Annotated in this window: 34 protein-coding genes, 1 tRNA gene and 2 pseudogenes; 24 read left to right on the plus strand and 13 right to left on the minus strand. The window is 69.8% G+C overall.

The genetic code is table 11. The features are described 5' to 3' along the window. The 4 genes and pseudogenes from AB0J67_RS26180 to AB0J67_RS26195 all read left to right on the plus strand — a co-directional run. A pseudogene (locus tag AB0J67_RS26180) lies at positions 1-183 on the plus strand (IS5/IS1182 family transposase); the annotation flags it as partial. A gap of 124 nt (positions 184-307) precedes the next feature. Next, positions 308-517, plus strand: a complete 210-nt coding sequence (locus tag AB0J67_RS26185) for a hypothetical protein (protein WP_363486100.1) — start codon at positions 308-310, stop codon at positions 515-517. Positions 518-600: 83 nt separating this feature from the next. Beyond that, on the plus strand, positions 601-963 hold the full coding sequence (locus tag AB0J67_RS26190) for a hypothetical protein (RefSeq protein ID WP_363486101.1): 363 nt from the start codon (positions 601-603) through the stop codon (positions 961-963). A gap of 108 nt (positions 964-1,071) precedes the next feature. Next, positions 1,072-1,848: a phage Gp37/Gp68 family protein gene (locus AB0J67_RS26195; RefSeq protein WP_363486103.1), complete on the plus strand. Its 777-nt coding sequence runs from the start codon at positions 1,072-1,074 to the stop codon at positions 1,846-1,848. Here the strand turns inward: AB0J67_RS26195 and tcmP are convergent. Further along, positions 1,823-2,974, minus strand: coding sequence for a three-Cys-motif partner protein TcmP (tcmP, locus tag AB0J67_RS26200; RefSeq protein ID WP_363486104.1), 1,152 nt, complete (start codon positions 2,972-2,974; stop codon positions 1,823-1,825). The two genes, AB0J67_RS26195 and tcmP, sit on opposite strands and share 26 nt — an antisense overlap. A gap of 192 nt (positions 2,975-3,166) precedes the next feature. Between tcmP and AB0J67_RS26205 the strand changes: the two genes are divergently transcribed. Beyond that, on the plus strand, positions 3,167-3,601 hold the full coding sequence (locus AB0J67_RS26205; RefSeq protein ID WP_363486105.1) for a hypothetical protein: 435 nt from the start codon (positions 3,167-3,169) through the stop codon (positions 3,599-3,601). A gap of 102 nt (positions 3,602-3,703) precedes the next feature. Continuing rightward, positions 3,704-4,528, plus strand: coding sequence for a DUF2807 domain-containing protein (locus tag AB0J67_RS26210; RefSeq protein WP_363486106.1), 825 nt, complete (start codon positions 3,704-3,706; stop codon positions 4,526-4,528). Positions 4,529-4,594: 66 nt separating this feature from the next. Here the strand turns inward: AB0J67_RS26210 and AB0J67_RS26215 are convergent, their stop codons facing one another. Further along, a complete protein-coding gene (locus AB0J67_RS26215; RefSeq protein WP_363486108.1) occupies positions 4,595-5,413 on the minus strand; it encodes a hypothetical protein in 819 nt (272 codons plus the stop codon). Between the two features lie 153 nt (positions 5,414-5,566). Here AB0J67_RS26215 and AB0J67_RS26220 point away from each other — a divergent pair, with 153 nt between their 5' ends. Beyond that, positions 5,567-6,040, plus strand: a complete 474-nt coding sequence (locus AB0J67_RS26220) for a hypothetical protein (RefSeq protein ID WP_363486109.1) — start codon at positions 5,567-5,569, stop codon at positions 6,038-6,040. Positions 6,041-6,092: 52 nt separating this feature from the next. Here the strand turns inward: AB0J67_RS26220 and AB0J67_RS26225 are convergent, their stop codons facing one another. The 3 genes from AB0J67_RS26225 to AB0J67_RS26235 form a co-directional block, all read right to left on the minus strand. Then, on the minus strand, positions 6,093-7,271 hold the full coding sequence (locus tag AB0J67_RS26225; RefSeq protein ID WP_363486110.1) for a hypothetical protein: 1,179 nt from the start codon (positions 7,269-7,271) through the stop codon (positions 6,093-6,095). After that, complete coding sequence (locus tag AB0J67_RS26230) at positions 7,268-7,861, minus strand: RNA polymerase sigma factor (protein WP_363486111.1); 594 nt, start codon at positions 7,859-7,861, stop codon at positions 7,268-7,270. The genes AB0J67_RS26225 and AB0J67_RS26230 overlap by 4 nt, the downstream gene beginning before the upstream one ends. Positions 7,862-7,956: 95 nt before the next feature. Further along, on the minus strand, positions 7,957-8,208 hold the full coding sequence (locus tag AB0J67_RS26235) for a hypothetical protein (protein WP_363486112.1): 252 nt from the start codon (positions 8,206-8,208) through the stop codon (positions 7,957-7,959). A 230-nt stretch (positions 8,209-8,438) separates the two neighbouring features. On the opposite strand from AB0J67_RS26235, the gene AB0J67_RS26240 reads away from it, so the two are divergent. Then, positions 8,439-8,894 (plus strand): hypothetical protein, encoded by a 456-nt coding sequence (locus tag AB0J67_RS26240; RefSeq protein WP_363486113.1) that lies wholly within the window; start codon positions 8,439-8,441, stop codon positions 8,892-8,894. 40 nt (positions 8,895-8,934) lie between these two features. Here AB0J67_RS26240 and AB0J67_RS26245 read toward each other — a convergent pair whose 3' ends face one another. Continuing rightward, the gene (locus AB0J67_RS26245) at positions 8,935-9,126 is read right to left on the minus strand and encodes a hypothetical protein (RefSeq protein WP_363486114.1); all 192 of its coding nucleotides are present in this window, start codon (positions 9,124-9,126) and stop codon (positions 8,935-8,937) included. 354 nt (positions 9,127-9,480) lie between these two features. Between AB0J67_RS26245 and AB0J67_RS26250 the strand changes: the two genes are divergently transcribed. The 6 genes from AB0J67_RS26250 to AB0J67_RS26275 all read left to right on the plus strand — a co-directional run bounded on the left by AB0J67_RS26250 (position 9,481) and on the right by AB0J67_RS26275 (position 13,444). Then, entirely contained in the window at positions 9,481-10,179 is a 699-nt protein-coding gene (locus tag AB0J67_RS26250; RefSeq protein ID WP_363486115.1) for a hypothetical protein, read from the plus strand. Then, the gene (locus tag AB0J67_RS26255) at positions 10,179-10,775 is read left to right on the plus strand and encodes a bifunctional DNA primase/polymerase (protein WP_363486116.1); all 597 of its coding nucleotides are present in this window, start codon (positions 10,179-10,181) and stop codon (positions 10,773-10,775) included. The genes AB0J67_RS26250 and AB0J67_RS26255 overlap by 1 nt, the downstream gene beginning before the upstream one ends. Then, positions 10,772-11,656 (plus strand): hypothetical protein, encoded by an 885-nt coding sequence (locus AB0J67_RS26260; RefSeq protein WP_363486117.1) that lies wholly within the window; start codon positions 10,772-10,774, stop codon positions 11,654-11,656. Before AB0J67_RS26255 ends, AB0J67_RS26260 begins: the two co-directional genes overlap by 4 nt. Then, positions 11,653-11,925: a hypothetical protein gene (locus AB0J67_RS26265; RefSeq protein WP_363486118.1), complete on the plus strand. Its 273-nt coding sequence runs from the start codon at positions 11,653-11,655 to the stop codon at positions 11,923-11,925. Before AB0J67_RS26260 ends, AB0J67_RS26265 begins: the two co-directional genes overlap by 4 nt. A 175-nt stretch (positions 11,926-12,100) precedes the next feature. Then, positions 12,101-12,223 (plus strand): hypothetical protein, encoded by a 123-nt coding sequence (locus AB0J67_RS26270; protein ID WP_363486119.1) that lies wholly within the window; start codon positions 12,101-12,103, stop codon positions 12,221-12,223. Positions 12,224-12,262: 39 nt separating this feature from the next. Further along, positions 12,263-13,444 (plus strand): hypothetical protein, encoded by a 1,182-nt coding sequence (locus AB0J67_RS26275; RefSeq protein WP_363486120.1) that lies wholly within the window; start codon positions 12,263-12,265, stop codon positions 13,442-13,444. On the opposite strand, the gene AB0J67_RS26280 is transcribed toward AB0J67_RS26275, so the two are convergent. After that, a complete protein-coding gene (locus AB0J67_RS26280; protein ID WP_363486121.1) occupies positions 13,419-13,811 on the minus strand; it encodes an ASCH domain-containing protein in 393 nt (130 codons plus the stop codon). The two genes, AB0J67_RS26275 and AB0J67_RS26280, sit on opposite strands and share 26 nt — an antisense overlap. Before the next feature lie 72 nt (positions 13,812-13,883). After that, a complete protein-coding gene (locus AB0J67_RS26285) occupies positions 13,884-14,084 on the minus strand; it encodes a hypothetical protein (RefSeq protein ID WP_363486122.1) in 201 nt (66 codons plus the stop codon). A gap of 575 nt (positions 14,085-14,659) precedes the next feature. On the opposite strand from AB0J67_RS26285, the gene istA reads away from it, so the two are divergent. The 4 genes and pseudogenes from istA (at position 14,660) to AB0J67_RS26305 (ending at position 17,638) form a co-directional block, all read left to right on the plus strand. Beyond that, positions 14,660-15,922 (plus strand): IS21 family transposase, encoded by a 1,263-nt coding sequence (gene istA / locus AB0J67_RS26290; protein WP_363486123.1) that lies wholly within the window; start codon positions 14,660-14,662, stop codon positions 15,920-15,922. A 47-nt stretch (positions 15,923-15,969) separates the two neighbouring features. Next, positions 15,970-16,732, plus strand: a pseudogene (istB, locus tag AB0J67_RS26295) (IS21-like element helper ATPase IstB). Between the two features lie 367 nt (positions 16,733-17,099). Then, positions 17,100-17,465 (plus strand): hypothetical protein, encoded by a 366-nt coding sequence (locus AB0J67_RS26300; protein ID WP_363486124.1) that lies wholly within the window; start codon positions 17,100-17,102, stop codon positions 17,463-17,465. Positions 17,466-17,494: 29 nt separating this feature from the next. Beyond that, entirely contained in the window at positions 17,495-17,638 is a 144-nt protein-coding gene (locus AB0J67_RS26305) for a hypothetical protein (RefSeq protein WP_363486125.1), read from the plus strand. 575 nt (positions 17,639-18,213) lie between these two features. Here AB0J67_RS26305 and AB0J67_RS26310 read toward each other — a convergent pair. The 3 genes from AB0J67_RS26310 to AB0J67_RS26320 all read right to left on the minus strand — a co-directional run bounded on the left by AB0J67_RS26310 (position 18,214) and on the right by AB0J67_RS26320 (position 21,176). After that, positions 18,214-19,497, minus strand: a complete 1,284-nt coding sequence (locus AB0J67_RS26310) for an IS4 family transposase (RefSeq protein WP_363486126.1) — start codon at positions 19,495-19,497, stop codon at positions 18,214-18,216. A 175-nt stretch (positions 19,498-19,672) separates the two neighbouring features. Further along, positions 19,673-19,987 carry a hypothetical protein gene (locus AB0J67_RS26315; protein ID WP_363486127.1) on the minus strand — a complete coding sequence of 105 codons (315 nt, stop codon included), beginning with the start codon at positions 19,985-19,987 and terminating at the stop codon, positions 19,673-19,675. 832 nt (positions 19,988-20,819) lie between these two features. Next, positions 20,820-21,176 (minus strand): hypothetical protein, encoded by a 357-nt coding sequence (locus AB0J67_RS26320; RefSeq protein ID WP_363486128.1) that lies wholly within the window; start codon positions 21,174-21,176, stop codon positions 20,820-20,822. Positions 21,177-21,635: 459 nt separating this feature from the next. Here AB0J67_RS26320 and AB0J67_RS26325 point away from each other — a divergent pair. Continuing rightward, positions 21,636-21,707, plus strand: a tRNA-Gln gene (locus AB0J67_RS26325). A gap of 196 nt (positions 21,708-21,903) precedes the next feature. Beyond that, positions 21,904-22,734: an EAL domain-containing protein gene (locus AB0J67_RS26330; protein WP_363486129.1), complete on the plus strand. Its 831-nt coding sequence runs from the start codon at positions 21,904-21,906 to the stop codon at positions 22,732-22,734. 111 nt (positions 22,735-22,845) lie between these two features. On the opposite strand, the gene AB0J67_RS26335 is transcribed toward AB0J67_RS26330, so the two are convergent. After that, complete coding sequence (locus AB0J67_RS26335; protein ID WP_363486130.1) at positions 22,846-23,214, minus strand: hypothetical protein; 369 nt, start codon at positions 23,212-23,214, stop codon at positions 22,846-22,848. A gap of 396 nt (positions 23,215-23,610) precedes the next feature. Here AB0J67_RS26335 and AB0J67_RS26340 point away from each other — a divergent pair, with 396 nt between their 5' ends. Further along, positions 23,611-24,237: an FKBP-type peptidyl-prolyl cis-trans isomerase gene (locus tag AB0J67_RS26340; RefSeq protein ID WP_363486131.1), complete on the plus strand. Its 627-nt coding sequence runs from the start codon at positions 23,611-23,613 to the stop codon at positions 24,235-24,237. Between the two features lie 11 nt (positions 24,238-24,248). Here AB0J67_RS26340 and AB0J67_RS26345 read toward each other — a convergent pair whose 3' ends face one another. Further along, the gene (locus AB0J67_RS26345; RefSeq protein ID WP_363486132.1) at positions 24,249-24,539 is read right to left on the minus strand and encodes a helix-turn-helix domain-containing protein; all 291 of its coding nucleotides are present in this window, start codon (positions 24,537-24,539) and stop codon (positions 24,249-24,251) included. Positions 24,540-24,817: 278 nt separating this feature from the next. Between AB0J67_RS26345 and AB0J67_RS26350 the strand changes: the two genes are divergently transcribed. From AB0J67_RS26350 to AB0J67_RS26360, 3 genes are all read left to right on the plus strand, one after another. Continuing rightward, on the plus strand, positions 24,818-25,099 hold the full coding sequence (locus AB0J67_RS26350; protein WP_363486133.1) for an FmdB family zinc ribbon protein: 282 nt from the start codon (positions 24,818-24,820) through the stop codon (positions 25,097-25,099). 77 nt (positions 25,100-25,176) lie between these two features. Continuing rightward, positions 25,177-25,812: an AmiS/UreI family transporter gene (locus AB0J67_RS26355; RefSeq protein ID WP_363486134.1), complete on the plus strand. Its 636-nt coding sequence runs from the start codon at positions 25,177-25,179 to the stop codon at positions 25,810-25,812. 66 nt (positions 25,813-25,878) lie between these two features. Continuing rightward, on the plus strand, positions 25,879-26,099 hold a 221-nt coding region (locus AB0J67_RS26360), incomplete at its 3' end, for an acetamidase/formamidase family protein (RefSeq protein WP_363486135.1).

A 26,099-nucleotide genomic window follows, 5' to 3' on the forward strand; every position in this document is an offset into this window, starting at 1 on the left:
AGGCCCGTCGCCTTCGACCCGCAGCGCTACAAGAGGCGCAACGTCGTCGAACGCTGCTTCCAGAAGATCAAGACCTGGCGTGGCCTGGCCACCCGTTACGACAAGGACCCCGACAGCTTCACCGCTGGACTCCACCTCAGAGGCTCCATCATGTGGCTGAAACGCCTCGCCTTAACCACATGATCCGAACCCCGAACAGCTCCTAGCGCCCGGCCAACCACGCCGACAGGAGAGGGTCGGTATGGCGACGGAGCACCACCAGGCCGAGACGTTGAGCGCAGCTATCAGACAGGCGTACCATTTCCCCATGCCAGAGCAGACCGGCACCATGGACACCGCCACCTGGGCGGCCTTGACCCACCAGCTGGAGGATCAGGCGCACGGTGCCCCGGTGTCGGACGAGCGCCGCGCGGCCGCGCGCCGCTGGGCCCGCTCGGCCATCGCCAGAGTGAACACGGACCGTCGCACTCCCGAGCACCAGGCCGCCCGCGCCCGTGCGCTCGGTGACGCTGCATGAGCGAAGACTCCTTCGTTCGACTTCTGCTGGATTGCTCGGCTATAACCTCGTACGGCGTAAGCGCCACGGTAGGCGAACTACTGTTGCAGCTCGAACCCGAACAGATGGACGGCGACGACGCGGACGCGCTGGACGGCGAAGAGTGGCTGTCGTTCGGGATGACCACCTTCTGCCTGGCCGAGGCCGTCGGAACCGGCTACCCGCTGGAGTACCTCGAAACGCTGCGCGCGCACCATCGAGCTGTGGAGTTCCCGCCAACCGCGCCCTGGCGCGAGTTCGGGCTCTACCTCAAGCACAGCGGCAGCTGGGCCAACCTGCATCACGCGTACCTGGTCTGGCTGGCCTTCCGGCTGGACGCCTACATCGTCACCCGAACGCCGGACCTCTACCTCGCGGGCGACAAGCAGGCCCCCGTGCTGCCGCTCGAAGACCCATGGGACCAGTAGCACGTCGCGGTGCCGACAATCCGTCAAAGGCATCTGCAAGACGTGAACCAGCCCGAACCCGGCAAGGCGCATCCCGGCCGCGACACACCCAGCCGGTAGCGTGAGCGCATGGGTGACAAGAGCGCGATCGAGTGGACCGAAGCCACCTGGAACCCAGTAACGGGCTGCGACCGGGTCTCACCCGGCTGCGACAACTGCTACGCCCTGACCCTGGCCAAACGTCTCAAGGCGATGGGCAACGCGAAGTACCAGAACGACGGTGATCCTCGCACCAGCGGGCCCGGCTTCGCCGTGACCGAGCACCCCGACGCGCTGCAGCTGCCCCACCGGTGGTCGACGCCTCGGGTGGTGTTCGTCAACAGCATGTCCGACATGTTCCACGCCCGCGTCACCACCCCGTTCATCCAGGACGTCTTCCGAGTCATGGCCGACACCCCCCGCCACACCTACCAGCTGCTGACCAAGCGCCCGTTGCGCGCAGTCCGCCTCGCCGGCGAGCTGCCGTGGCCCCAGAACGTGTGGCTCGGCGTCAGCGTCGAGACGGCGACGCAACTGTGGCGCGTCGACGAGCTGCGCAAGGTTCCAGCCGCGGTCCGCTTCATCTCCGCCGAGCCACTGCTCGGCTCGCTGAACGGCCTCAACCTGGACGGCATCTCCTGGCTGATCGCCGGGGGCGAGAGCGGCAAGGGGCACCGGCCCATCCAGGCCGACTGGGTCCGGGAGCTGCGCGACCTCTGCGCGAAGGCCGAGGTGCCGTTCTTCTTCAAGCAGTGGGGCGGCCCCACGCCCAAGGCAGGAGGCCGCACCCTCGACGGCCAGGTCTACGACCAGATGCCTACCGCGGGGGAGCAAGACCTGCTCACGCTGGCGCGATCGTCTTCGTGAACAAGTCTTTGCCCGAGGAGTCGACCAGGGTCGTGCCGTCGGCGTGAAGCCGCTTCCATGCTTTCCGGAGGTGCTTCTCGCGGGCCTGCCCGAAGGCTTCGCCGAGCACCTGCATGTAGTGGTCCACCACCCGGAATGGCTGTCCCAGCGCCAGCTGCTTGCGCAGGTTGGCCTCAATCTCGTCGACCCACGCCTCAGCGAGAGCGTCCTCGCTTGCCTTGAACGCGCTGTCGTCGCCGAACAGTGAGTCCGCATTCTCGATCTTGTGAAGTGCTTCGCGCCACCTCTCCAAGCCCAGCGACAGCGCCTCGGCGAAAGAGGACATGCCGTCCTTGTGACGGGTGAGGAAGACCAGGTAGTAGACGGGCCGGTTGCCAGCTCGGTTGAAGACCTCGGTGTACCAGAAACCCGATCCGGCCGCCTTGGCCAGTCGGCGGCTGTATTCGGTGACCACGGCCGTCTCGGCAGCCTCCCGTTGCGCCTGGGTCGACCCCGCCGGCGCGTGCTGCAGCCAGATGTCCCGCCAGTCCGCGCTGCCGAAGACCTCGTCCATCCGAACCAACGTGCTCTCGAATGCCTTAGGGCTGGTCAGGTGCCCCGCGATTCGGCGCAGGGTAGAGGCGTTGAAGTTGATCAGGGTTTCGGTGGGCGGAGTGCCGTACCCGGCGGGGCGTGCCATGAACGGCATGACTGCGGTCTCGAACGGCACCATCAAACCGAAGGGGTCCAGGAACACCAGCGCAGGCAGACCTGCCACCTGCGAGAGCAGGCTGGGCAATTGCGCGGCTGCCTTGCCCTGTGCCAACGCGATCTGCAGCCCGGCGCCCTCCGAGGCCACCACCTGCTGCAGCTTGGCGAAGACTTGGGGATCGTCCTCGACGAAGAAGCACTCCAGTTGACGTGGACGGCGCATGGCGGCCAGCCTTCGCGCGTGGCGCATCAGCAGGCACGGTGAGCCCTCGTCACCTGACTCGTAACGACCCTCGCCGGCGTACCCGTCGATGAACGCGACCCGGTTGCCGGGGGAGTACAGCCCCGTCTTCCCGGCGAATGGGCCGATGTAGTTGTCGAGGATCGCGTGCTTGAGGATCGCCGCTGGCCGCTTCTCTTCGAAGAAGTTCGTCATTTATCACCGCTTCCGAGCGCCACCGGATGCGGGAAAAGGATACGCCACCAGCGAATATGTGAATCGGACTCAGGCGTGTCGCGCCGCGAGTGTCGTGAATGCGGCACATGTCTGGGCTATGCGCGCCGGGCGAAGTACGTTCGAGGGCTCGCCGGGCCGGCCGAGCTGAGACTGCTGGTGAAAGGACACGCTGTGTCGATCCCCGTTCCGCCGCTGCCCGAGGTTTTCGAGGTGCACATCGGCCGCCAAGCGCAGGAGGCTCAGGCCGCCGGTCGTCCGGAAGAGGCGGAGAAGGCGATCGGGTATCTCGTCTCCGAAGGGGCGACCTCGGCGGAGGAGGCCAAGATGTTCGGCGACGTCGCCCGGGCCAGCCTCTTGGCGCGCACCATGCTCGAACACGTGGAAGCCGGCCGTGCCGCCGAGGCGGACGCACTGCAGGCCCGCATCGTGGACGAGTACGGGCCGGAGGTCGCCAAGGTCGTGCTTGCCGGACTGCTCGTCACCGCTGGCCGCAAACAGGGCTGGCTGCCTGTGGAGGCTTACGACCTGCTGATGCAGCTCACCGACGGCGGGCGCGACGTCGCCGACATCATCCAAGGCGTAGGCAGAGGTCAGCCGACCGACTGAACCACTGTGTTCGACACCGCGAACCGCCGATCTTCGAGCCGATGCCGTGACCGACCTCGCTGATTCACTCCCCGCACCGCAAGGAGCGACGAGAGGATCACGATGTCCGACAAGACCTACCGCGCCACGAAGCTGCGCCTGGCCGATCTGCCCGGCACCGTACGCGTCGTGCCGGGGCGCCGATCGCGCGAGATGGTGCTGACGCTGACCGGACCGCAGAAGCAGCTCGACGAGATCCGCCACGGCGTGAACGGCGACACCCTCGTCGTGAGCGGGCCGGCGCGCGGCCGGGGCGGCGTGAACATCACGATGAGCGGCCGTGGCGGAGTCACCTCGATCAGCAACATGTCGGCCAGCGGCATGGTGGTGTTCGGCAACGGGGTGCACATCTCCGGCGCCAACGGCCCCATCGTCGTCAACGGCAATGTCATCACGCCCGGAGGTGGCACCGAGGGCTACCAGGAGATCACCGTCACGGTGGAGGTGCCTGTCCACACGTCGGTGGCGGTCGATGACAGCGTCGGCGGAACGTACGTCATCGGTGACACGCTCGGTACGCTCGACCTCCGGCTGAAGGCACACAGTCAGGTGCAGGCCGGCCAGGTGGCTGAAACCCGAATCGACATCACCGGCTCGGGCGACGTCCAGATCGGCTCGATCACGGGTAAGGCGGCCGAGCTGAGCATCACCGGCTCCGGCGACGTGCGCATCGCGCACGGGCAGGTCGAACGCTTCGACGCCGGGATCTCGGGTTCCGGATCGGTTGCGTTCGCGGGAACGGCCGGCGACGCCAACCTGTCGATCTCCGGCAGCGGCAACATGCGTCTCGACACGGTCACGCGCCACCTGGCCGACCGCGTATCCGGCTCCGGCCGGATCGACGTCCGCGTGCGCCCGCAGCGCTCGTCGGGCTCGTTCTGGTCATGAGGGCACCGGCCAGGCCGTAAACCGAACCGCGGTGGGCGGGACCGATCGGTCCCGCCCCCCGCGCTGTCATCGGCGCCTGGTGGGCGCGACTTGCTGGCTTGCAACGGCGGCGTCAACACCAGCCTGTGCTGACGCAGGGACAGCGGGTCCTGTTGCCGGAGGTGGTGCGAACGACGTTCTGGCCAGGTGCGCAGGACTGCTTGCCTGCGCATCCGGGCCGGGGTCGGCCAGCCATTGCTCGGCCCGACGGCGCATCGGAGGCCAACTGGCCGAATTGCCTGCATGGCGCTCGGCCGCTGCTTGGACCGCGACGAGGTCATCGGCGGACAAACCGTGGGGGTCGTGCTCAGCTTGATAGAGCAGCGTGCCGTCTTGTTGCTCCTGCACGGCAGCGGCCAGCCAGGCATCGTGGTTGGCGACAGAGACGGCGACCAGTCGCTGCCGGAGAGCCTGGGCGCCCTCGCCGGGGTCGACGCCCATCAGGCCAGCCACCGCGACTGCCGTACGGTCGTCTAGCGCCGCGACCATGGACTCGGCACGATCGCGAGTCTGCATCCGCAGCGCCCCCGCCACCAGTTCGGGCGACGGCTCCGGATCGATCATGACCGCGTGGTAGTGCGTGGCACCCCGGAACACGGCGGCCTCCTGGTCGACCGGGTGCGCGTTGCGCTGATCCGAACGTGGGATCAGATGCACGTCGCTGTGGGCGGCGAGGTTCAACAGGGCCGCGTCGACCTGGTCCCGGGGGATCGTGCCCGGCAGAGCGGCGCGCAGTTCGTCGAGCGACACTATGTTGCCAAGCCGGCCCCATCCCGGCAGGGCGGTCGAGGCCAGCAGGGCGCGGTAGGTGTCCCGGACGAGCGCTTCGATCTCACGCAGTTCCACCAGAGCATTGTCCGCCAGGCGGGTCTGCGGCGCGCACCCCCGAAGTGGCGGGCGTCTGAGCACACGTGGATGGTGGCCGGAGATGCCGATGAATTGCCCGGCCCGCCTGCTCGCGGGACCATGTCTGGGCCGAACGCGGGAGAGGTGACTGCGGTGTTGCGGGACAAACAGCACGCGATCGTCGGACAGGGTCTGGCGCTGGGCTGCGCTCACCTGGGCTGGACCGGCGGATTGTCGGTGCTGGACATGGAAGACCACTTCGCGGCCGCGTGGACGGGATGGCCCCGGCGAGCGCTGTTTCCGGGCGTCTTCGTCGGCGGCGCCGACAACAACGACTGGACCAACTTCATCATGGTGCGCAGCGAGTACCGGCCCGGTCGACGGGCGTTCTGGACTGACCGCCTCGGGTCGTGGGCGCCTCAACTGGATGAGGGCTGGACCCCGCAGGAGATCGCGAAACTGCTCGGCTCGGAGTCGCAGCTGCCGGTGACCTTCGACGACTGGCTCGACCTGGGTGCGGTGTTCATCTCTGGAGTTCCGCGCGTTGATGGCGGAGCCGGCCGCCGCCGATTGCTGCGCTGGGCGAACCGTTCGTCGCGGGCGGCAATCCCGGGCTGGCAGGGCTAACGGTCTGTCGTCTGGCGTCGGGGGCCGCTTATTCCAGCGGCCCCCGACGCGATCATCGAGACGTGGCACCCTCCACGTCGTGATCGACTAGTTCGCCCTGCAGCACGACCCGCTTCGGCTCGACTTCCTCAGCAGCGTCGCACGTGCCCACCATCAGGATCCGCGGCTGTGCCAGGACGTCCGTGTCCCAGACTGCCCGGATCGTGGTCGATCTGCGGTAGGAACCGGACCGAAGCGCTGGAAGGTGTGGAGCGTCGAACTCGCCCGGAAGGTGGGAGTAGAGCACAAACCAGCAAGCCTCGATCTTGTCTCTCATCCACTGGCGTAGGTCATCGCGGTCGGCGAGTCCATCGACCAGCTGCGTCCACCGCTTGACCTGGTAGGTCAGCCGTTGACCGCCTGAGCAAACAAGAACATCGCGGCCGCCGTCAGCATCGGCGCCCACGTCGTCCCAGAGGCGGAGGGAATCTCGACCAACGCCGGCCAGGATCCCGGCGGCAGAGTTGAGCGCTTCCAGCTTTCCGTCCGTCACGAAGGCGAACCCGAGGTTTGCCACCCGCCAGGCCGCGGGTGCTGTCATGTGGTCGACAGCGGCATCGAGCCGGGCTGCCAGCGCTTCCAGCTCCGGCCGTTCGTCGGTGGGCGCGGACATCCAGTTGGCCAGTACCTGCTGGGTGAAGGCATTGAACTCGGCCTCGGCTTGGGCCGCCTGCAGGATCTCCTCGGCCTCCGTGCGCGCTTGCCGCTGCGTTGCGGCAGCATTCGCCAGCGCCTGGTCCTGATACTGGTCGGCTTGGGCGATCGTGGCTTCGGCCTGCTGCTCCGCTTCCCGACGCAGGGCGTCGGCGTAAGCCTCGGCCTCGCGGCGCACCTGGCGCGCGTATTGGTCGGCGGCCTCGCGGGTAGCCGTGGCGTAGTTCTCCGCCTCGACCGCGGCGGTGGTGGCGGAAGTGATCGCCTGCCACAGGTTTTGGCCGAGGACGTGCTCCACAGCGTCGGGAGCGAGGTGGCCCGTGACGAGCAGCTCAATGAGGCGCCGGTCCTCACGTTGCGCCGGGGCGGGGGTGGACTGGGGTGCCCGAGGTTCTGAGTGCTGGGCGGCCGCCCGCTTCTTGATCTCGTCGAGCCAGCGCAGCTTCTCCGCAGCGGTACGCCGTGGCCTGCTCAGGAGCTGGTCGAGGAGGTCGTCACGCTGGGCGTTCAGGTCGTCGGAGTGGTTGTCGCGGGTCATCGCATCTCCTCCCGCTTCGTCGCCACGGTGACCGCCGGCATGATCTCGCCGTCGGATAGGCCGATTGCTCTCAATGTGGTCAAGGCATCGGACTGGCTGCGCCGCAGCGCTGCCTCCCGGCGCCCGGTCCGGGCCTGCATATCCTTGTACGTCTCGCCGCCGAGCAGGTGGCACTCGACGACCTCGCGCTGCTTGGGCGGCAGCTGCTTCAGCATCTGCTCGATCCACTGGCTCGCCTCCCACTCCAGGAGCGCGGGATCATCGGCGTAGGGTTCGAGCTCGTCGGTCAGCGGTGACGTGCGCTGTTGCTCCCTACGCCGCCTGATCGTGTGGGTGATGACGGCGCGGTTGGCGTACCACACCGGATTGCGGATGGTCTCCCAGCGGCCGGGCTTCAGCATGTCGATCATGGTGAGGCTCACGGCATCCTCGGCGTCGGCGTCAGACGTCGCACCGAACCACCGCGCCAGGTTCTCGAGCCGGTCGGCGTGAGCGAGGAAGAACTCTTCGACCGACATCGCCGGCGGGGCGGCGTGCTGGTCGATGTGGGTCGGGGAGACTTCCCCCGGTCCCGTGTCCGCACGGATCACTGGGACACTCCGATCGGTATGTGTATGCCTGTCATAGGGAAGGTCCCGACCCCGGTGTGTTTGTGAGGTCGGGACTTCAAGATTTTTTAGCGGTGTCAGCGGTGCAGGTAGAACGCCAGCCCGAGCAGCGCGGTGACCCCGGCGCCGACACTCAACGTTACGGGCGTCGATTCAGTGGCCAGCCAGGTGGTGACACAGCAACCGGTGGCCACCTCCACGGCGACGATGACCTGGCCGCTGGTCCATCCGCCCCGGCGCGGCCGCTGCGCCGGCTTCCGCTTGCGCGCGGACGGCGTCGTCGGGCGCGTCGGCGCGACGCCGCCGGTGGTCTGGTTGGGGGTCTCCACGGTGTCACCTCTTCCTGGCGGCCCAACTGCCGCCCGGAGATAGATGCGCGAGCAGCCTCGTCTGTGAGGTCAGCCGGTCGACCAGCGGGAACACTGCTGGTCGGCGTCGGACGGTCGGAGGACACTGGCGTGCCCGGAGCTCCGAGGAGGTGTCCACCATGGCCACGGCCAGGCCCACACGATCCGCTGCTGCCCTCGCGGCGGCTCCCGACGCTGAGCAGACCGTTACCGTGCGCCGCGACGCCGTCGGGCGCTGGCAGATGCACCTCGCCGGCGGAGGCTTCAGCGTGACCGCGCCGCTTTCCGCCACGGGCCTGGAGGACGCCATCCGCTGCGCCGAAGACGTGCTCGCGGCGACCCGCCGCCAGGTTCCCGTCATGCCCTGGCAGCAGCTCGGTCTTGAGGCGAGCACCCGGCTGGGCCGGGCAGAACACCAGGCCGTGTGGAGCCGGGCCCTCTGGCGGGTAGAGGTCTGCTGCGACCGTGAGGGCCGCTGGTGGCTGCGCCGGACGCTCGCCGACCACCTCGCCCCGATCCGCGACGCGATCGGCGACCGGGGAACCGGCCTGGTGCGGGCACTTCGCGTTGCGGCGGCGATCCTCGCCGAGCAGCGCTGGGCGACCTCCGCCCCGTGGACGATCGCCGGGTCTACGGCCACCACCACGGCGCGACGACCGCCAGGCTGACGCCAACCCGACCTGTTCACCCGAGGAGTGCCCAGCACCGTTACCGGCGCCAGCGACCGACTACCTGCTGCAAGGCCAAGAGCACCGCGATCGCCGTGGTGATGCCGGTGGCCCAGGTGTTGCTGAACGCGGCCGCCAGGCCGGCGCCGACCGCGCCCGTAACTACCAGGCCGGTACGCGGATCGAGCAGCGGTGGCTGCGGGTCCTCGGAAGTGGTTCGGGTGCGGGCCATGTCGTCCTCCACAGATCAGGCGCCCCGGCTGGGCGGTGATGCCAGGTAACCAGCCAGCTGGTTCGGCGATCCGGCAAAGCTCGCGGGGCTCTAAACGGGTCCGCGACCTTTCATAAGGTGCCTTCGGCTCCAGTTCTCCGAGCCCTTGGGCGGTGCGAGATCGTCACCACGTGTCAGGCCGACGGCGTACGCTGAGGGCTCGGCGGCCGCGCCCGCCCGACTCCGAGCCTGTCGACGCCCACGCCGTCGCAGGCGACGAGGACAAGGGTCTACGACTCGCGCGAGTGGCCTTCCGCTGTGGACGTCGAGCCTGTGGCGGAGGGGCGTGGGACCTCCTGCCGAATGGACTCCGTCATGACCAGCGACAAGGCCCGCAAGCGCCAGGCGCGTGCCCTGGCCGCCGCCGAGGGCATCTCCTACACCGCGGCGCTGCGCCGCGTGGCCGTGACCGTGCCGGCCCCCGCTGCGGCGATCGAGCCGCACTTCCTGGCTCCCTACCCGGACGAGCTGATCCGCCCGGACGACGCCGCCCCCGGCTGGAAGCCGCCGACCGTGGACGAGCTCGGCTGGCGGGCCCTGCCCGCTGACGCGACCCCGGCCCAGCGGGCCCGCACCGAGTCGCTGTGGCGGCCGCTGACCGCACAGCGTCCGTGCCGGTGCGCCGGCCGGTGCCTGCACGGCAGCCCCTGCGAGCCCGACGGCGGGCCGGAGGCATGCCCCGGCCGCATGGTCCACTTCGACCGGCTCGCCGCCCCGGGGCAGAACACCAGCATGTGGGCGGACTTCCATGCGTGCGACGACTGCGGCGACGACGTCGAGGGCTTCGTCGAGCTGCCCGAGGTGCCGTGGGGTCGCCCAGTATCCGGCGTGGCCGTCCAGTACGAGGGCGTGCGGATCGTCGACTTCGACGACGGCGACGACGGCTACGACGGCGGCTGCGGGGACTGCGGCGCCGGCCCCGGCTACCGGTGCACCTGCGACGACCCGTGGTGTGGCGAGTGCGGCGCCGACAGCCACTACTCGTGCAGCTGCTACGAGCCCGAGTACGCCTGATGGCCGAGCCCACGATCAGCCTGGCCGCGCTGCTCGCGCGCGGCCTGGCGGTTTTCCCCATTCCCGCTGGCAGCAAGCTCGCCCCGGGCGGCTGGCAGGCCCGCGCCAGCGCCGACCCGCACCAGAGCTGGCCGCAGGGCAGCAACATCGGCGTGGGCTGCCGCGCCAGCAACCTGGTCGTACTGGACCTGGACCGCAAGGACGGCGTCGACGGCGTGGCCGCGCTCGCCGCCCTGGCCGCCGAACGCGCCCAGCCGTGGTCCGACACGTTCACCGTGGCCACCGGTGGCGGCGGCCTGCACCTGTACTTCGCCGCCCCGGCCTGGACGGTCGTGTCAAGCATCGGCACGTTCGCCGCCGGCGTCGACGTCCGAGCGCCCGGCCGCACGCTCGGCGGGTACGTCGTCGGCCCCGGCTCGGTCGTCGAGGGCCGCCCGTACACCGTCGCCGCTGACCTGCCGGTCCGGGCGCTGCCCGGCTGGATCGCCCGCCGCCTGCGCCACCAGGTGCCCGGCCTGCACCGCCCGACTGGTCCCAAGACCGGCCACGTCCGGATCACCCGTCCATCGTCCGACCAGGAGCGGAGCCGACCGTGAAGACCCTCTACCTGCCAGCGCCGCCGGTTGTCGACGACCCCGCCCTGCGCTGCCCCGCGTGCCAGGGCCGCGGTGTCACCGGCGACCAGTTCACCATGGCCGCCAGCGAAGCCGTCGAGATACTGGTCGATGTCCTGTGCGCCGTTTGCGGCGGATGCGGCCGAGGCCGCCACACGGCGTGCTCCCCGATGCAGCACATCGACTGGGACGTCGACGACGAGCTGGCCGAGCTCCACCAGCAGCCCCGATGTCCGTCCTGCCACGGCAGGCAGTGGAACCTCATTCAGGCGTTCACCCAGCCCGACGACCCCGACGAAACCGACGAGGTATACCTGCGGGTGCCGTGCGGCTGCGCCGAGCCGGCCATGGTCGAGATAGCGTTCGTGGAGGACGACCTGCCCGCTGAGGTGATGGCGGCGCTGACCGGAGCCGTGGCTGTGACACAGCTGGTGACGGTCGTCCGCGCGGCCGCCGACGCCGCCGCCGAGCAGGCCCCGCCGGGCGCCGACGTCGGCTCGCTCATGCGGACGATGATGAGCGACCCGGACCTGATGGCCGCCTGGCGCGGGGCTGGCGACGTCGCCCGGACGGTGGCCATCGTCGCGTACGCCCAGCACGCCGCCGAGACGCCCGGCGTCGACCTGGACGGCGACGGCCAGCACTACGAAATCGCCGAGGGCGCGGTGGAGATGGCCGCCGAGGACCTGGCCCAGCACCCCGGCCGATCCCTGGTTCCCGACCAGCCCGGCGTCATGCCCGGCGGCCGCGTCGGCGCGTTCGTGTCGTCCTGGGTGTGCGACTCGACCGAGCCCGACGTCAACAAACTCCGGGCGCTGTGCCTGCTCGCGGCCGCCGCCCCGACATCGAGGAGCCCACGATGACGATCGTGATGTACGGCCCGCACTGCTCGCACGACGAATGCGCCTGGGACCGCTGCGACCACGACGGCGAGGTCCACCACGGTTGCCGCAAACAGGCGACCTGCCCCGAGTGCGGGCCGACCAGCGAGGACTGGCCGCGCCTGGCCGCCCAGTGGACGGAGTGGGCCGTCAGCCGGTACGGCACCGCCGACACGCAGCAGCTGCGCGCCGCCGACCGGCCCGCCAACGTCGTCGAGACCGCCGAGCTCATCGAGCAGCACCAGCGATAGCCAGCCACCGGGGCCGGGCCGACGTCGTCAACGTCGAGCCCGGCCCTCTCCGATCACGCCGCGAAACAGGAAGCCAGACACGCCTGAGCAGGCTCGCGGCAGCCACAAGTCATCCCGATTGCCTAGGCGACGTCGACACCATGACTTACGCCGGCGGCACTCGGCGGCGTAGAGATTGAACAAGATCATCTTTGGCGTGGAGTTCTGTTCCGCGTCGCGCGATGAACTGCGGCGTTACCTGCTCGGACTGCCAGGCGGCGGCGAGCTGGAGTGGCAGATGCTTCGCTGCGCGCCGTGACGCGGCGCCATCCAGGCCATGGGCCGCTATCTTCGGACGATGCCTCGCCGAACGCCTGGTGCCGCCGACCAGATGCTGATCGACCACGCCGACGCGGCCGGAGTGCGGGTTACTGCCTCGCAGCTGGAGCGGTGGCGGGCCGGCGGGCTGCTGCCGCGCAACACCCAGCGGCCACTCGGCCGGGGCAGGGGCAGCACCTCGGTGCCAGCACCTGGAGCGGCCGAGCTGGTGCAGTTCTTGGGCAGAGAGGCGCGGGCGGGACGCCGACCGCACGATCTGGCACTGCGGGCCTTCGACGCCGGCCTGTCGGTGCCGGACTCCGCGGTCCGGGCCGCGTTGGCCGCCACGATCAGCCGGATCAGGCTCCAGGCCGAAGATGAGCTGTCCGCCGTCGGCGCTGACCGTAGCGACTGGGCCTGGGAGGTCGCCGAGCGGGAACTCGGCCGTCATAGGCGCGGCGTCCTGATGCCGCGCCGGATGCGGCGTATCGATGAGCGGCTGGCGAAGGTGCTGTCATGGTCACACGAGTCCATCGCCCGGTACGACCGGGGCCCGGCGGTGCCGGATCCGATGAGCGCCCGCGACGTCGACGCGCTGTCGGTGGCGACGATGCTCGGCGGCGGTGAGGAGCTGGGGGGCCCGGTCATGGCGGCCATGCTGCGGGCGATGAGCCCAGACGGCGCTGCCCTGCCGATCGCGTCGATGCTCGAGTACGAGGACAACCCGGACCTGACCCAGATCGGCGACGAGGCGGGCTTCACGATGGTGCCCGCCGGCGACATGCGCGAGGCCCTGCTGCGGGTCGTGGAGCAGGCGGAACCGGCGGAGCTGCGGCTGGCATGGGAGGCGGCTGGTGCCCAGCGCGGATGGGCGCTGCAGCTGACCGCCGACGTCGAGGCCGAGCTCGACAGCGGCCAACTCGGCCCAGCGGCGCTGCTGTGGTGCATGGGCAGCACCATCGGCCTGCACCGGCTGACGGTGCGGACGGTGCTGCGCGAACGTCGGCCCACGCTGGCATCGCGGGCGTCGGACACGGTGATGCTGCTCTACACCGCCCGTGCCCTGCGGGTGCTGCGCCAGGCCATACCAGACGGCCAGTTCGGGCTGCTGCCAGTGATCGTCCCGCAGTACATGCACGAGCTGATCGGCGTGATGACGCCACCCGGCTTCGACCCGCTGCAGCAGATGCTGGGCGCTACGGCGAATCCGACGGTGTCGTGACACCGTCGCAGGACTGCGGGGTGCCGGGCACGACGAGTTCCAGCTCGACCCGCCACACCAACGCCGCAGGGTCATAGCGGCCGTTGATCTGCGCGAACGCGGCCTCGAAAGCATCGGGGCTGTCGAAGCCCTCGCGGCGGGCCTCCGCCGTGTCGAGGTGCCCCAGCGGCATCAGCGAAACACTGACCACGCGGGCGCGGCCGATGGCGTGCTTGCCTCGGCCTGGGCAGACGGCGTAGTCGGCGCCCACCCTGAGCCCGCACCCGTCGATGCTCCAGGGCGATCGCGGGTTGCTGCTGGCGAGGCGGCGGGTGACGGTCTTCGCTCCGGCCAGCACGAGCTGCGCGAGGTGCGGCTGAAAGTTCACTGGTCCATCCTTCCCGTCGTGAAGGGGCGGGCCCGGCCGCCGACCAGCGGCGCGGCGGCCGGGCCCGCCGCCTCAGGCGCGCTCCAGCTGCTCGCTAACCGGGTACGAGGCGACCCACGCGCCGTACCGGGTGTTGTCGTCCAGCTCGAACATCACCTCGCCGGCCTTGGTGCCCACCACCTTGACGACCTTGGCCGGTCGGCGGCCCTCCCGTTGGCGATCGATGAACCAATCGCCGGGCTTCAACTGGGTGGGGTTGGCGGTCCTCGCCATCGCTGTTCTCCGTCCTGGTGGCGGCTGCGGCTCCATCGCGGAGCCCTCTTGTGCGGCCAGCAGAACGCGGAGGTAGGACACGATGAAGGTGGTGTGCCCACGGGGGAAGGCGCACCACCTTTGCTAGAAGTAGACCATCAAGCGCGGTGGATGCGGAAGACCGTTGCTGTCTGGTCTGCCTGTTCGGCGGAACTCATGTTCGCCGGTAGGACCAGAGCGGAGTGTCGGCCGGGTCGAGGTCGAGGCGGGGGGCTGGCGGAGTGTAGGTATTCGTGACCTGCGGTATTCGGCGTGAATAATTGGTGCACGCCGCGGCGTGGAGATCCGTCAGCCGCGTCCTCACGCCGCGTACATGAAGGCCCGGCACAACAGGCGGGTGGCCGCGCCGATGACGCAGTAGCGGTCGGCCCGCGTGCTGACTGCGTCGATGAGCCACTTGGCGAACTCGTGCTACCTCCGCGGAACTGGCTGCATGTCCGCATCGCGTCGTTGATCGCGAAGATCCCGTGTCGCCGCTTCCTGAAGACTGACCCGCTGTGAGTCTCCGAAAATAACCCCTCCTGTATGTGAGGAGGGTGCTGAAAGTGGAGGACTGGGCAGAAATCCGCCGCCTGCATCGCGCGGAGGGCGTGCCCATCAGGGAGATCGCTCGTCGGCTGGGCATCGCGCGCAACACGGTGCGGGCTGCGCTGTCGTCCGACCGTCCGCCGAAGTACGAGCGTCGTCCGCGCGGCTCGATCGTCGACCCGTATGAGTCCCGGATCAGGGCGCTGCTGGCCGAGTGGCCGCGGATGCCGGGGCCGGTGATCGCCGAGCGGATCAGATGGCCGCACTCGATGGCGCCGTTGCGCAAGCGGCTGGCGGTCATCCGGCCGGAGTACGTCGGCATCGACCCAGTCGACCGGACGGTCTACGAGCCCGGCGAGATCGCTCAGTGCGACCTGTGGGTTCCCGACACGGCGATCCCGGTCGCGCCGGGCCAGTCGCGCACGAAGCTGCCGGTGCTGGTCATGACACTCGGGTTCTCCCGGTTCATGACCGCGGTGATGATTCCGTCGCGGCAGGCAGGCGACATCCTGTCCGGGATGTGGCAGCTGATCTCGCAGGTCGGGCGGGTGCCCAAGACCCTGGTCTGGGACCGGGAGTCCGCGATCGGCGGGACCGGCCGGGTCTCGGCGCCGGCGGCCGCGTTCGCCGGGACCCTGGCCACGCAGATCCGGCTGGCCCCACGCCGTGATCCGGAGTTCAAGGGCATGGTCGAGCGGACCAACGGTTTCCTGGAGACCTCCTTCATGCCCGGCCGGCTGTTCACCTCACCGGCCGACTTCAACGACCAGCTGGCCGACTGGCTGGTCAGAGCCAACACCCGAACCGTCCGCTCGATCCACGGCCGGCCGGTCGACCTGCTGGAGACCGACTACCTGTCGATGATCCCGCTGCCGCCGGTCGACCCACCGACCGGCCTGAACAACCGGATCCGGCTCGGGCGCGACTACTACGTGCGCGTGGACACCGTCGACTACTCCGTCGACCCGCGCTCGATCGGCCGGTTCGTCGACGTGACCGCGTCGCTGGACACCGTGCGCGTGTTCTGCGATGGGCAGGTCGTCGCCCGCCACGACCGATCCTGGGCCAAGCACGGCCTGGTCACCGACCCGGTCCACAAGGCCACCGCCGAACGCATGCGCCAGGCCCTGGCCGAGGACCGCCAACGCCGTCAGGCAGCCGTCCGCCACCACACCGACGGCCACGCCGTCGCGCTGCGGGCACTGCCGGACTACGACGCCCTGTTCGGCGTCGACTTCACCAACCCGACAACGAAAGCGAGTCACCAGTGAGCACGGCTACCAAGCCGAAACCCCAGGCCGGCACCCCCAAGGACGGGATGCCGTCCATGATCTCCTACCTGACCAGGGTGCAAGACCCCCACCATCGGCGCGTTCTGGGAGGAGCTAGCAGAACAGGCCCGCGACCAGAACTGGTCGCACGAGGAATACCTGGCTGCGCTGCTGCAGCGCCAGGTCGCCGACCGGGAGTCCAAGGGCACCGTGATGCGGATCCGCACTGCCCACTTCCCGCAGGTCAAGACCTTGGAGGACTTCAACCTCGACCACCTGCCCTCGCTGCGCCGCGACGTCCTGGCGCACCTGGCCACCAGCACGTTCGTCCCGAAGGCCGAGAACGTGATCCTGCTGGGCCCGCCCGGGATCGGCAAGACACACCTGGCCATCGGTCTCGGCGTTAAAGCCTGCCAGGCCGGCTACTCGGTGCTGTTCGACACCGCCAGCAACTGGATCGCCCGGCTGGGCGCCGCCCACCACCAGAACCGCCTCGACGCGGAGCTGAAGAAGATCCGCCGCTACCGGCTGATCATCATCGACGAGGTTGGCTACATCCCCTTCGACCAGGACGCCGCGAACCTGTTCTTCCAGCTCATCGCATCACGCTACGAGGTCGGCTCGGTCATGGTCACCTCGAACCTGCCCTTCGGCCGCTGGGGCGAGACGTTCTCCGACGACGTCGTCGCCGCAGCGATGATCGACCGTCTCGTCCACCACGCCGAGGTCCTCACCCTGACCGGTGACTCCTACCGAACCCGCCAACGCCGCGAACTCCTGGCCAAGGAGAACCGCGCCAGCCGCGACTGACCACGCCCATGGGTGGGTTAACTTTCCCAGACTCGTACTGGGTCAAGACTGCGAGAGCGTTGACATCCCGCCTCTGCGCGAACAGCGCGGTCAACGGCCGACATGGGCAAGCTTGAGAAGCTGGGGCGCCGGGCTGCGGCGACTGGAGATCGGTCGAGCACGGAGACTGGTCTTCGGGGCAGCAGGAACGACTGGAACCCGGATATGGCGCTGACGCTGGGTGCTCGGCGGCTATTCGGGGCGGAGAACCGGGGCATGGTGTACAGGGCCGCCGGTTTCCCGGGAGGCCGGGCGGCGTGACAGGCATCAGGAGGTGTGCGGCTGCGCGCGAGGAGGACTCGCGGGCGTGTGTGGGTGCTGTCGACGGGTGAGGGCGCTGGATCTGCTGGGCGGCGAGACGACCGGGTGCGTTCTGCATGGTGCGGTGTTGTTGGCGGCGCACGAGCTGGCGCAGTCGTTGGAGCCGCTCGCGTGGCGCGGAGACCAGGCGGCCGTCCGGGCGGCGGAGCTGCTGGAGCATCAGGCCCGGCGGGCGGACCGGGCGCGGGAGCAGCGGGATACGGAGCTGGACGAGCTGGAGCGTGTGCGGGCGCTCCAGGTCGAGCAGGCCGAGCAGCGGGCCGTGGACTGGGGACCGCATGCCGACCATGATCAGGTGTTGCGGCAGGCGTCGGCGTCGGCGCACGGTCTGCCGCTGCTGGATGTGGAGCTGCAGCGGGTGAAGGCCACCTGATCCTGGGCCGAGCGCTTGCCGCGGCGGGTGTGGATGTCGCCACGGCGTACGAGAAGGTGGCGTTGGAGCAGTTCACGGCTGATATGTTCGCGTCCGAGGCGCAGGTGATCGCGGCGTGGATCATGCGGGCGTGGTGCTCCGGCCGGCACGCGCTGGACCGGTCCGCCGGGTGACGGTGGCACCCAGGCCGGGCCTGGCCAGGTGCCGCCCAGTACCCAGGGTGCCCATCCGGTGTCTGCATCGAATTGGGTCGAGGCCGTGGAGCGTGCAGCTCCAAAGCCTCGGCCACGAGCGAAGAAACGGCTGGCCATGGGCGCGTGTCGGCCTGCGGGCTGATCAGAATTCGAAGAGGAGCCCACCGGTGGACAGAACCGCGATGCACCCGGGTTGGCGGCCGGCCCGGCAACAGAGCACTTGGGAGGTGCCGGGCCAGCCTTCCTCAGCTGGTTGTGAGCGACCGCTGAGGCGTATCGGCCCGGTGACCGTCGGTCGTGACGACGGTCACCGGGCACGAATCTCCAAACTCCCTTGGAGTCGTCGATGCAGGTGCCGGGGCCGGAACCGCAGCGACTGTCCACATTGTAGGATAGCCTTAACGATGGCTCAGTGGCGGGGTCCCGGTCTCGCGCTGGTCGCTTCGCGGCCGGGGTGGCGGGTGTGTCCGTCAGGCCGGCCGCTAGGGAGGCGGAGGGTCGTGTACCCGGAGATTGCCCCCGATGAACGTGAGCATTAGCCCAAGGCCATGAAGTTAGGGCTCGCCCAGGATGTCGATGCTGATGGTCGCTTTGTAGGTGCGGCGGTCGACGCGCAGGCTCTTGTACGCGTAGCGGGACAGGGGGCGTTTGACTGCGCGTGGGCTGAGGCGTAGGCGGCGTGGGGGCAGGAGCCGGTCGAGGACGGCGCGGCCGATGGCGCCGACGAGATCGATGACGGTGCCGGCGAGGACGCCCGCGGCCTGGATGACCTGGTCCCGGGCGGTTTGGAAGGCGATGCTGAAGCTGGCCCGGTCGGGGTCGGCGCCGGCAACGGTGGTGGTGGCGTCGGTGATGGCGATCCTGATCACCTGGTAGACGGTCAGCAGGGCGTAGACCTCTTGGGCGATGCCGGGCGGGGTGCGGGCGCGCAGGACGCGGCGGCCGAGCATGGTCTTCTTGATCGCGAAGTACGCCGATTCGATCTCCCAGCGCTCGTGGTAGAGCTTGACCAGGTCGAACGCGGGATGGCGGCGGTGGTCGAGCAGGGTGGTGGCCAGCCGGTAGACGCCGGTGCGTCGCCCGGCCGCGGTGTCGATGGTTATCTCGCATTCGATGATGCGCACGGCGACCCGGCCGAGCGTGGACAGGAATGACCCGTCGGGCAGGCGGCGCAGCACCGGCGGCTTGCGTAGGGCCGACAGCCGGGCCAGGAAAGCCGCGCCCGTGTCGGCGACGGCCTCCAGCAGCGGGTTGCCGGACAGGCCGCGGTCCAGCAGCACGATCATGCCGGTGTGCAGTGAGCGGGTCAGCCGCTTGGCGTGAGTGCTCTCACCGCGGGTGCCGGGGCCGAAGACCGCGTCGATGATCGCCCGGGTGCCGCAGGCGACCAGGGCGACCAGCAGGATCTGCGGGTAGCCGGACGCGGCGGTGTACTGGTTGGAGCCCTTGCCCAGGTGGGCGCGGGTGGCGGGGGCGTCGGGCACGTCCAGGCACGTGCCGTCGATCGCGACGACCAGCAGACCGGCCCAGCGGGCGCCGGCGGTGCGTATCGCGCTGGCCGGGCCGCGCAGCAGGTCGAACAGGGCTCGTAGCGGGCGTACTCCGAGCCGGCACCGGGCGTGCCACAGCGCCGTGGCGGTGATCTTCGGTATCGGCAGACTGCCCAGCGCGCTGGTGAGTTTGGACCAGACGGCCAGGTAGCCGCACTCCTGGAACAGAGCGGCAGCCAGCAGCAGGTAGACCACCACCCGCGCAGGCAGCTTCCGCAGCCGCTGCTGGACCGCGCCGCACTCGGCGAGGACCTCGTCGACCATCTCGAACGGCACGACCTGCGTCAACTCGCCCAGATAGCCCGGGGCGAAGACACCTTCTGCTACCGCGATCTCGCGGGTGATGACACACTGACCGGACAGCGGAGCTCCCTCGGTAGGCGGTTGTCTTGGCGGACAAGCCGCATTTCTACCGGGAGCTCCGCTTCCTGCGTACGGCGGCCGGCCCGATCGAGGCAGTTGCCTACCAGCCGCACAGCCCTAACTTCATGGCCTTGAGCATTAGCCCGAGCGCCGTGACCAGGTGTTCTTGCTCGTCCGGCTCGATGCTCAGGTGGCCGCAGCAGCCGAGGTACGCCAGTGCGGCCTCGGTCATCTCGGGCTGCTCGACTGTGCGGGCGTACACGAGCGCGTTGACGCCTGTCGCGGCGGCACGTAGCTCCTGCGCGACGTCCGGCCCGAGCTGCGCGAGTTCGCCGAAGGCCGGAAGGACCAAGGGACCTGCCTGGTTGAACACGATCAGATGGTTGATGATCTCCGCGCAGGCGAGCATGCTCACGCGAGCTCGTCCGTTCCGTGGCCACGAGCGCGGCGACCCGCTTGGTCAGGTCAACGGCGTCGGCCATGCTGTTGGGTCCGGCCATGCGCTCGGCGAGGTCGAGCAGCTCGCTGGGAAAAGCCACTGCGGCGTGCTCGTCTTTGGGTGCTCCCGACAGCCCCTGTGCTGGCGGAACAGCCTGTATTCCGCGCGGGGCCTATTACCCAGCGACCTGAGCGTCTACACCCTCGCCCGAGCGCCGGTTGCGGCCGGTCCGGTGATGGCTCGGTTACCGGACCGCCTCAGCCTGCGCCCAACGCAGACTGAGGTCGCCTGTCCACCTGCAGCGGCGTGCCAGACGGCGGTGGGCAGGCTACTCCGAACCCCTTCGAAGTGGCTGCCGCGGCGACCGTGGGGGTAAACCGGGCGAACCACGCAGATCATACCAAGCTACTGAAAGCCGGTTAACGTGGGAAGTCCGACTTGCCGCTGGTGGCTGGCCCGGCGACGGCACGGGAGCGTCGCCGGGCCAGCCGCCTCAGCGCGACTTGTGAGTGACCGCTGAGGCTGCCACCCGGCAGCGGCTGTGACCTCGTCTCGCCGGGCAGCCGCTCTCCCAGACATCCCCTGGAGAGCTGTCGACGCAGGCGGAGGAACCGGAACCATGTCGACTGTCCACATTGTAGATCCACCTTAACGATACCTAAGCATCGGGGGCTCCCGTTCGCGCCAGCCGCTTCCACACCTTCCGGGCGACGCTGCCCTGGCAGACGCCGTCCCTGGCTGGGGACATCAAAAGGTAACGGTCGGCAGGCGGGACACCGCGTTCGGCTGCCTGTTCGGGGTGATCGTGTCATGCGGCGTCGTACAGCAGCCAGCTGTGGTGGCCGTCGTGGTGTTTGGGTAGTTGGCAGGTGTCGTAGTCGGGGTTTGTGGCGCGCCAGGCGGGGCACAGCGGCAGGATGGCCCAGCGGCGGGTGTCGGTGTCCCGCAGCAGCCACCAGGCGTCCGATTCGGTGGCGTGCGGTTCGTCGTGGTAGACGATCGCCGCCGCGTGCGGCCCGGCGTGCGCCTGCTGCAGGACGCACATCTGCGGCCTCGGTCGACGCCACGGTGCCGAGCCGGTACGGGACGCGAACTGCGCCTCGGCAGGCGTCAGCAGGGCGGGCTGCCCGCAGCGGGAGGCCAGTCTCGGCCCACCGAACATCACTCGACCTCCTTCCGGCCGCCGCGGGCTGGCAACCGTTTCTCGGTCACCAGGTGCCTGCCGCAGCGCAGGGCCCACCGGGGCGGTGCCGCCGTGCGACCGAGGGGTGATCGCGTGCGGCACCGCCCGCCGGCCTCCCGACCAGGAGCTCGGGGACACCTGGCGCCGTCTCCCACACCCTGTGCGGCGCCAGGCCGAAGCGAACACGTCCCCGGAGGGTTGCGTATTCATACCGGCAGCTCACGCCCCCGCCAACAGCGAGAAAGGGCGCAGCGGCCAAGATCACCTGTTCGGACGAAGGGTATTTCGCCCAAGCGGCCTACGTGGGACCACGAACGGCAGCGGCTACCGGAGCCGGATGTCTAGGGTCGCCACTCGGCCTGCGGGTCTTGCCGCCGGGGGCAGGCAGCGGCGGAGCGGCCGGTTACAGTCATGGGGCGGTGCTTGCGGGAGTGGGCCCGGTGGAGCATGGGGTAATCGGCAGCCCGGCTGACTTTGGCTCAGTTCGTCCAGGTTCGAGTCCTGGTGCTCCAGCAGCAGCTCGTTCGGCCTATGCGCTCCCGCGGCGTCGGATCCGCTCCGGCAGCCGGCATCGTTTCCGCTGTTTTCGTCGGATGCGGCGGCCTGCTGCGCCCTGTGCGGGCGCCATGCCGATCGCGTTGCCGGCATCGGCGGCTGGAGGGCGGCGATAGGCTGGCTGGTGCCGCAGCGCGGGGTGGAGGTGCCGACCGTGGACAGGGCTGTGGTCCTGGAGGACGCCCGTGCAGGACTGTTGCAGGAGCTGATCGAAGACCGTGGGCAGGCCATCCGTCCGGTCTTCCAGCCGATCGTCGCGCTGCGCACCGGGACGACCGTCGCGTACGAGGCCCTCGCCCGTGGACCGGCCGGGACCGCGCTCGCGATGCCCGAGGCGATGTTCGGCTACGCGGCGTGCGTGCACCGCGCCCAGGAGCTCGACTGGGCCTGCCGGGCGGCGGCGTGCCGCCACGCGCTGAGTGCACGCCTGCCCCGCCGGGTGCCGTTGTTCGTCAACGCCGAACCGTCCAGCGCGCGGATCCGGCCACCACCGCAGCTGCTCCCGGAGCTGGAGGCCGCCGCACGGCGGCTGAGCATTGTCGTCGAGCTGACCGAACGGTCCCTGACTGGCGACACGGCGGCGGTGCTGGAAGCGGCCGAGGCCGTGCGCCGTCGCGGCATGCTCATCGCCTTGGACGACGTCGGCGCGGACCCGGCCGGCTTGGAGATGATGCGGCTGCTGCACCCCGAAATCATCAAGATCGACCGTAGTGTCGTGCACGGCTGCGGCACCCCCGCCGCGCGTGCGGTCGTCGCGGCCGTGCGCGCGCAGGCGTGCCGCAGCGGCGCGGTGATCGTCGCCGAGGGCATCGAGACAGCCTGCCACCTGAAGGTCGCGCGCTGGATCGGTGCGTCGCTGGGCCAGGGCTGGCTGCTCGGCCGGCCGGGCCCCCTACCTGCGCGGTTTGCGCAACGCGATCCCGTCTTCGACATCGAGCCAGCGGACCCGGCCGTGGCCTGCGGTGCCGACACCCCGGCAGGGTGAACTATCTGCTGGTGGGGTGCCCGCGGGCGTGCCGCTGCCATGACGGGCTGGCAAAACCCAGGTCCGTGACGGGCCGTTGGCGGCGTTGACGCCCACGCGGGAACGTCTCGGTCACGCGACGGGTGTGGCTGGCTGTGGTCCGGTGTCGAGTAGCCAGCTGTGCTGGCCGTGGTGACCGGCGGGCAGCTGGCAGGCGTCCTGGTCGGGGTGGGCGGTGCGGTGGGCGAGGCAGCGGGTGGCCTTGGCCCAGTGGTGGCCGGTGGCGTCCCAGTACAGCCACCAGGGGGAATCGCCCTGGCGTTCGTGTTGGGCGATCAGGGCGGTGTGAGGGCCGGCGTGGCCCTGTTGCAGTGCGCATGGCTGCCGGTCCGGGCGCCGCCACGGGGTGGAGGTGATGCAGAAGAAGAACTCCAGCTCCGTATACGCCAGCCACGTCGACTCGCCACAACGCGCAGCCGGTTCCGGCGCGTCGAACATCACCTGATCATGCTATTGCCCGCAGCGGCGGGCCGGGTCACGTTCGGCCGCTGCCGGCTTTCCCGCCCGAGCAGCACCGGCCAGTAGCGTCCGGGGTCGAACCGGTCGACAGCCCCGTCGGCCCGGAGTCGGCAGCGACCGCCGCACGCGTTGCCGTGCGCGGACAGCTCGACGTGTCCGCAGCGCGAAGTGCAGCGTCGCACAGGCTGCCAGCCGGAGTGGGCGGTGGGCCCCCGGACAAGACGGGGAGGCAGTGGGCTGGTCGGGTGCGTACAGTATGTGCACCCTGCGGCCGGGCAGCCGTGGGCCGCAGCAGCAGCACGGGTTAGCTGATCATGGAGTTGAGGACAGGTGAACGAACGCAGCGCTGCAGGCACGCGACGGCAGCCGGGGCGGCCGATGACGAAGGCTGACAAGCGTGCCGCGGCGAAGGCCGCCAAGGCGGCCGCGGCGCGGGCCGCGGCACGCCGACGGCGCCTGCGCGCGTTGGCCGGCGTGGTGGCGGCGCTGGCCGTCGCCGGGGCGGTGGTGTGGGCGATGCTCGGCCGGTCAGACGACCCGGTCTCGCCGCCCGCGGCGGACGCCGCGGTGACGCCGACGGCGAGCACCGCCACGGCGACCAAGGCCGTGTTCCCGTCCCTGCCGCCCGGCGCCGACCCCGCGCTGGGCACGAAACCGGCGGCCGCCGCCGGCACCGGAACCCTCGCGAAGCTTGAGGTCAAGACCCTGATCCAGGGCAGCGGCCCGGCCGCGAAGGCCGGTGACACCATCACAGTGAACTACGTCGGAGTGCAGTATCAGACCGGCAAGGAGTTCGACGCGTCCTGGAAGCGCTCGCAGCCGTTCGAGTTCACCCTCGGCGCGGGCAACGTGATCAAGGGCTGGGACCAGGGACTGGCCGGGGTCAAGGTCGGCAGCCGCGTGCAACTGGACATCCCCGCCGCCCTGGCCTATGGCGACAACCCGGCCGGTGGGCAGCCCGCCGGGCCACTGCGGTTCATCGTCGACGTCCTGGCCGTGCGATAACCCTGCCGGGCTCAGTCCACAGATCGGGCCGCGCGCTTGCCAGATGCGCCGCCGGGTGCGGCTGCGCCTTGCTCGGCTGTGGCCTTCCTGCGGCGCGGGCCGCCGCGCTTGCGCAGCTGCACTCCGGCCTCGGCCAGCACCCGGTGGACGAACCCGTACGAGCGGCCGGTCGCCGCTGCCAGAGCGCGGATGCTCTCCCCGGCCGTGTACCGGCGGACCAGGTCCGCCCCGAGCGCGACGCGCTCGTCCCCGACGATCCTGCGGCGCTTGCCAACCGCCGCGGGCGTGCTGTTGTCAACCATTGAACCCCTCACCGTTGAAGATCATCCCATGGGCGATCGGGCGATCGCGGAGCGATCACCCACGGGAGGATCTTCTCGCGGGGGCGAGAAGCCTGCCAGTAGACGACCGCGGCGAGTCGCCCGCGCCCGGTCGGCGACCGCAGCAGCCCGATCAGTCGACCGTAGCCAGATCAGTGAGGTCCGGTCCGCACGCTTCAACCGCATGGCGAGAGATCCGCCATCGTGCAAGACTCGAAAGGAATGTCACCGGCGGGCCGCGACGGACCGGGAGGTGCGCGGTGACGGTCTATGAGTACGTCTGCGTGGAGTGCGGCAGGTTCGACGTCCGAGCCCCGATCGGCTCCGCTCCGGCACGGGTGAGCTGCCCGGTCTGCGCGGCAGGCGCCCGGCGGGCCTTTACGGCTCCGATGCTGGGACGGATCTCGAAGCGCACCGCCGCGCTCGTGGAGCGGCAGGAGCAGAGCGCCGACGCCCCGGTGGTGACGACGCACGTGCCACCGCGGGCCGACCGCCCGCCGACGCCGCCCCATCCGGCTCTGGCCGGGCTGCCCAGACCCTGAGTCTGGACGCGGCGGGGGCCTACCCGTCCGCCTGAGGACCCTGTGACCACTCCGCGCCATCAGGAGGTGTGTCGCTCATGGGAGCCGTGGGCCTGTTCTACGTCGGTGCCGTCCTGTTCCTCAACGGCCTGATGATCCTGGGGAAGGTCGACGCGAAGGCGGCTGCCGTCTTCAACCTGTTCGTCGGCACGCTCCAGGTCATCACCCCGACCTATCTGATCTTCACCTCGGGCGGTGACCCGAACACGATCCTGGGCGCCTCGGGCATCTACCTGTTCGGGTTCACCTACCTGTATGTAGGAATCACCCTGCTCGCCGGCCTGGACAGCACCGGCGTCGGCTGGTTCTCCCTATTCGTCGCCGCGGCGGCGCTGGGGTACTCGTTCGTCAACTTCCGCCTCTTCGGCGACGCGCCGTTCGGGGTCATCTGGCTCTACTGGTCCTTCCTGTGGTTGCTGTTCTTCCTGCTGCTGGGCCTGAAATGGGAGGGCCTGACCGCCTACACCGGCTGGGTGACCACGATCGAGGGCATCGTCACGGCGGCGATCCCGGCCTTCTTGATCATGTCCGGGTACTGGCGGAACCCGACCGCGACCGCGATCACCCTGGCCGTGGTGGGCGTGGTGATGGCCGTAGGCCTGTGGCCGCTGACGCACCCGCGCCCGCATCTGGCCGGGACGCGCCCCGGTGGTCCCGTGGCCAGGCATCCGTGACCAGGGCGGCCACTGCCGACATACCGTGGCCGTCCTTGCTTGTAGATCTTGAGAGGGGTGACTCTGATGCCTGAAGTGGTGTTCAGCGTCGACCAGAGCAAGTCAATGCGTGACCAGGCCGTGCCTGGTCACAACCGGTGGCACCCGGACATTCCGGTGGCCGCAATGGTCCGCCCCGGTGACGAGTTCCGTATCGAGTGCCGGGAGTGGACCGACGCCCAGCTCGGCAACAACGACTCCGCCAACGACGTGCGCGATGTCGATCTCACCCACGCCCACATGCTCAG

Origin of the sequence: Catellatospora sp. NPDC049609 (assembly GCF_040675365.1) — a bacterium.
Lineage (GTDB): Bacteria > Actinomycetota > Actinomycetes > Mycobacteriales > Micromonosporaceae > Catellatospora.

Bases quoted from the DNA above. Each gene is read 5' to 3' on its own strand.
- AB0J67_RS26275 (WP_363486120.1), top strand. From the start codon at position 12,263: ATGCCTCGCCGAACGCCTGGTGCCGCCGACCAGATGCTGATCGACCAC.
- AB0J67_RS26255 (WP_363486116.1), top strand. From the start codon at position 10,179: ATGGCCGAGCCCACGATCAGCCTGGCCGCGCTGCTCGCGCGCGGCCTG.
- AB0J67_RS26210 (WP_363486106.1), top strand. From the start codon at position 3,704: ATGTCCGACAAGACCTACCGCGCCACGAAGCTGCGCCTGGCCGATCTG.
- tcmP (WP_363486104.1), bottom strand. From the start codon at position 2,974: ATGACGAACTTCTTCGAAGAGAAGCGGCCAGCGGCGATCCTCAAGCAC.
- AB0J67_RS26355 (WP_363486134.1), top strand. From the start codon at position 25,177: ATGGGAGCCGTGGGCCTGTTCTACGTCGGTGCCGTCCTGTTCCTCAAC.
- AB0J67_RS26185 (WP_363486100.1), top strand. From the start codon at position 308: ATGCCAGAGCAGACCGGCACCATGGACACCGCCACCTGGGCGGCCTTG.
- AB0J67_RS26265 (WP_363486118.1), top strand. From the start codon at position 11,653: ATGACGATCGTGATGTACGGCCCGCACTGCTCGCACGACGAATGCGCC.
- AB0J67_RS26345 (WP_363486132.1), bottom strand. From the start codon at position 24,539: ATGGTTGACAACAGCACGCCCGCGGCGGTTGGCAAGCGCCGCAGGATC.
- AB0J67_RS26245 (WP_363486114.1), bottom strand. From the start codon at position 9,126: ATGGCCCGCACCCGAACCACTTCCGAGGACCCGCAGCCACCGCTGCTC.
- AB0J67_RS26195 (WP_363486103.1), top strand. From the start codon at position 1,072: ATGGGTGACAAGAGCGCGATCGAGTGGACCGAAGCCACCTGGAACCCA.
- AB0J67_RS26250 (WP_363486115.1), top strand. From the start codon at position 9,481: ATGACCAGCGACAAGGCCCGCAAGCGCCAGGCGCGTGCCCTGGCCGCC.
- AB0J67_RS26225 (WP_363486110.1), bottom strand. From the start codon at position 7,271: ATGACCCGCGACAACCACTCCGACGACCTGAACGCCCAGCGTGACGAC.
- AB0J67_RS26340 (WP_363486131.1), top strand. From the start codon at position 23,611: ATGACGAAGGCTGACAAGCGTGCCGCGGCGAAGGCCGCCAAGGCGGCC.
- AB0J67_RS26285 (WP_363486122.1), bottom strand. From the start codon at position 14,084: ATGGCGAGGACCGCCAACCCCACCCAGTTGAAGCCCGGCGATTGGTTC.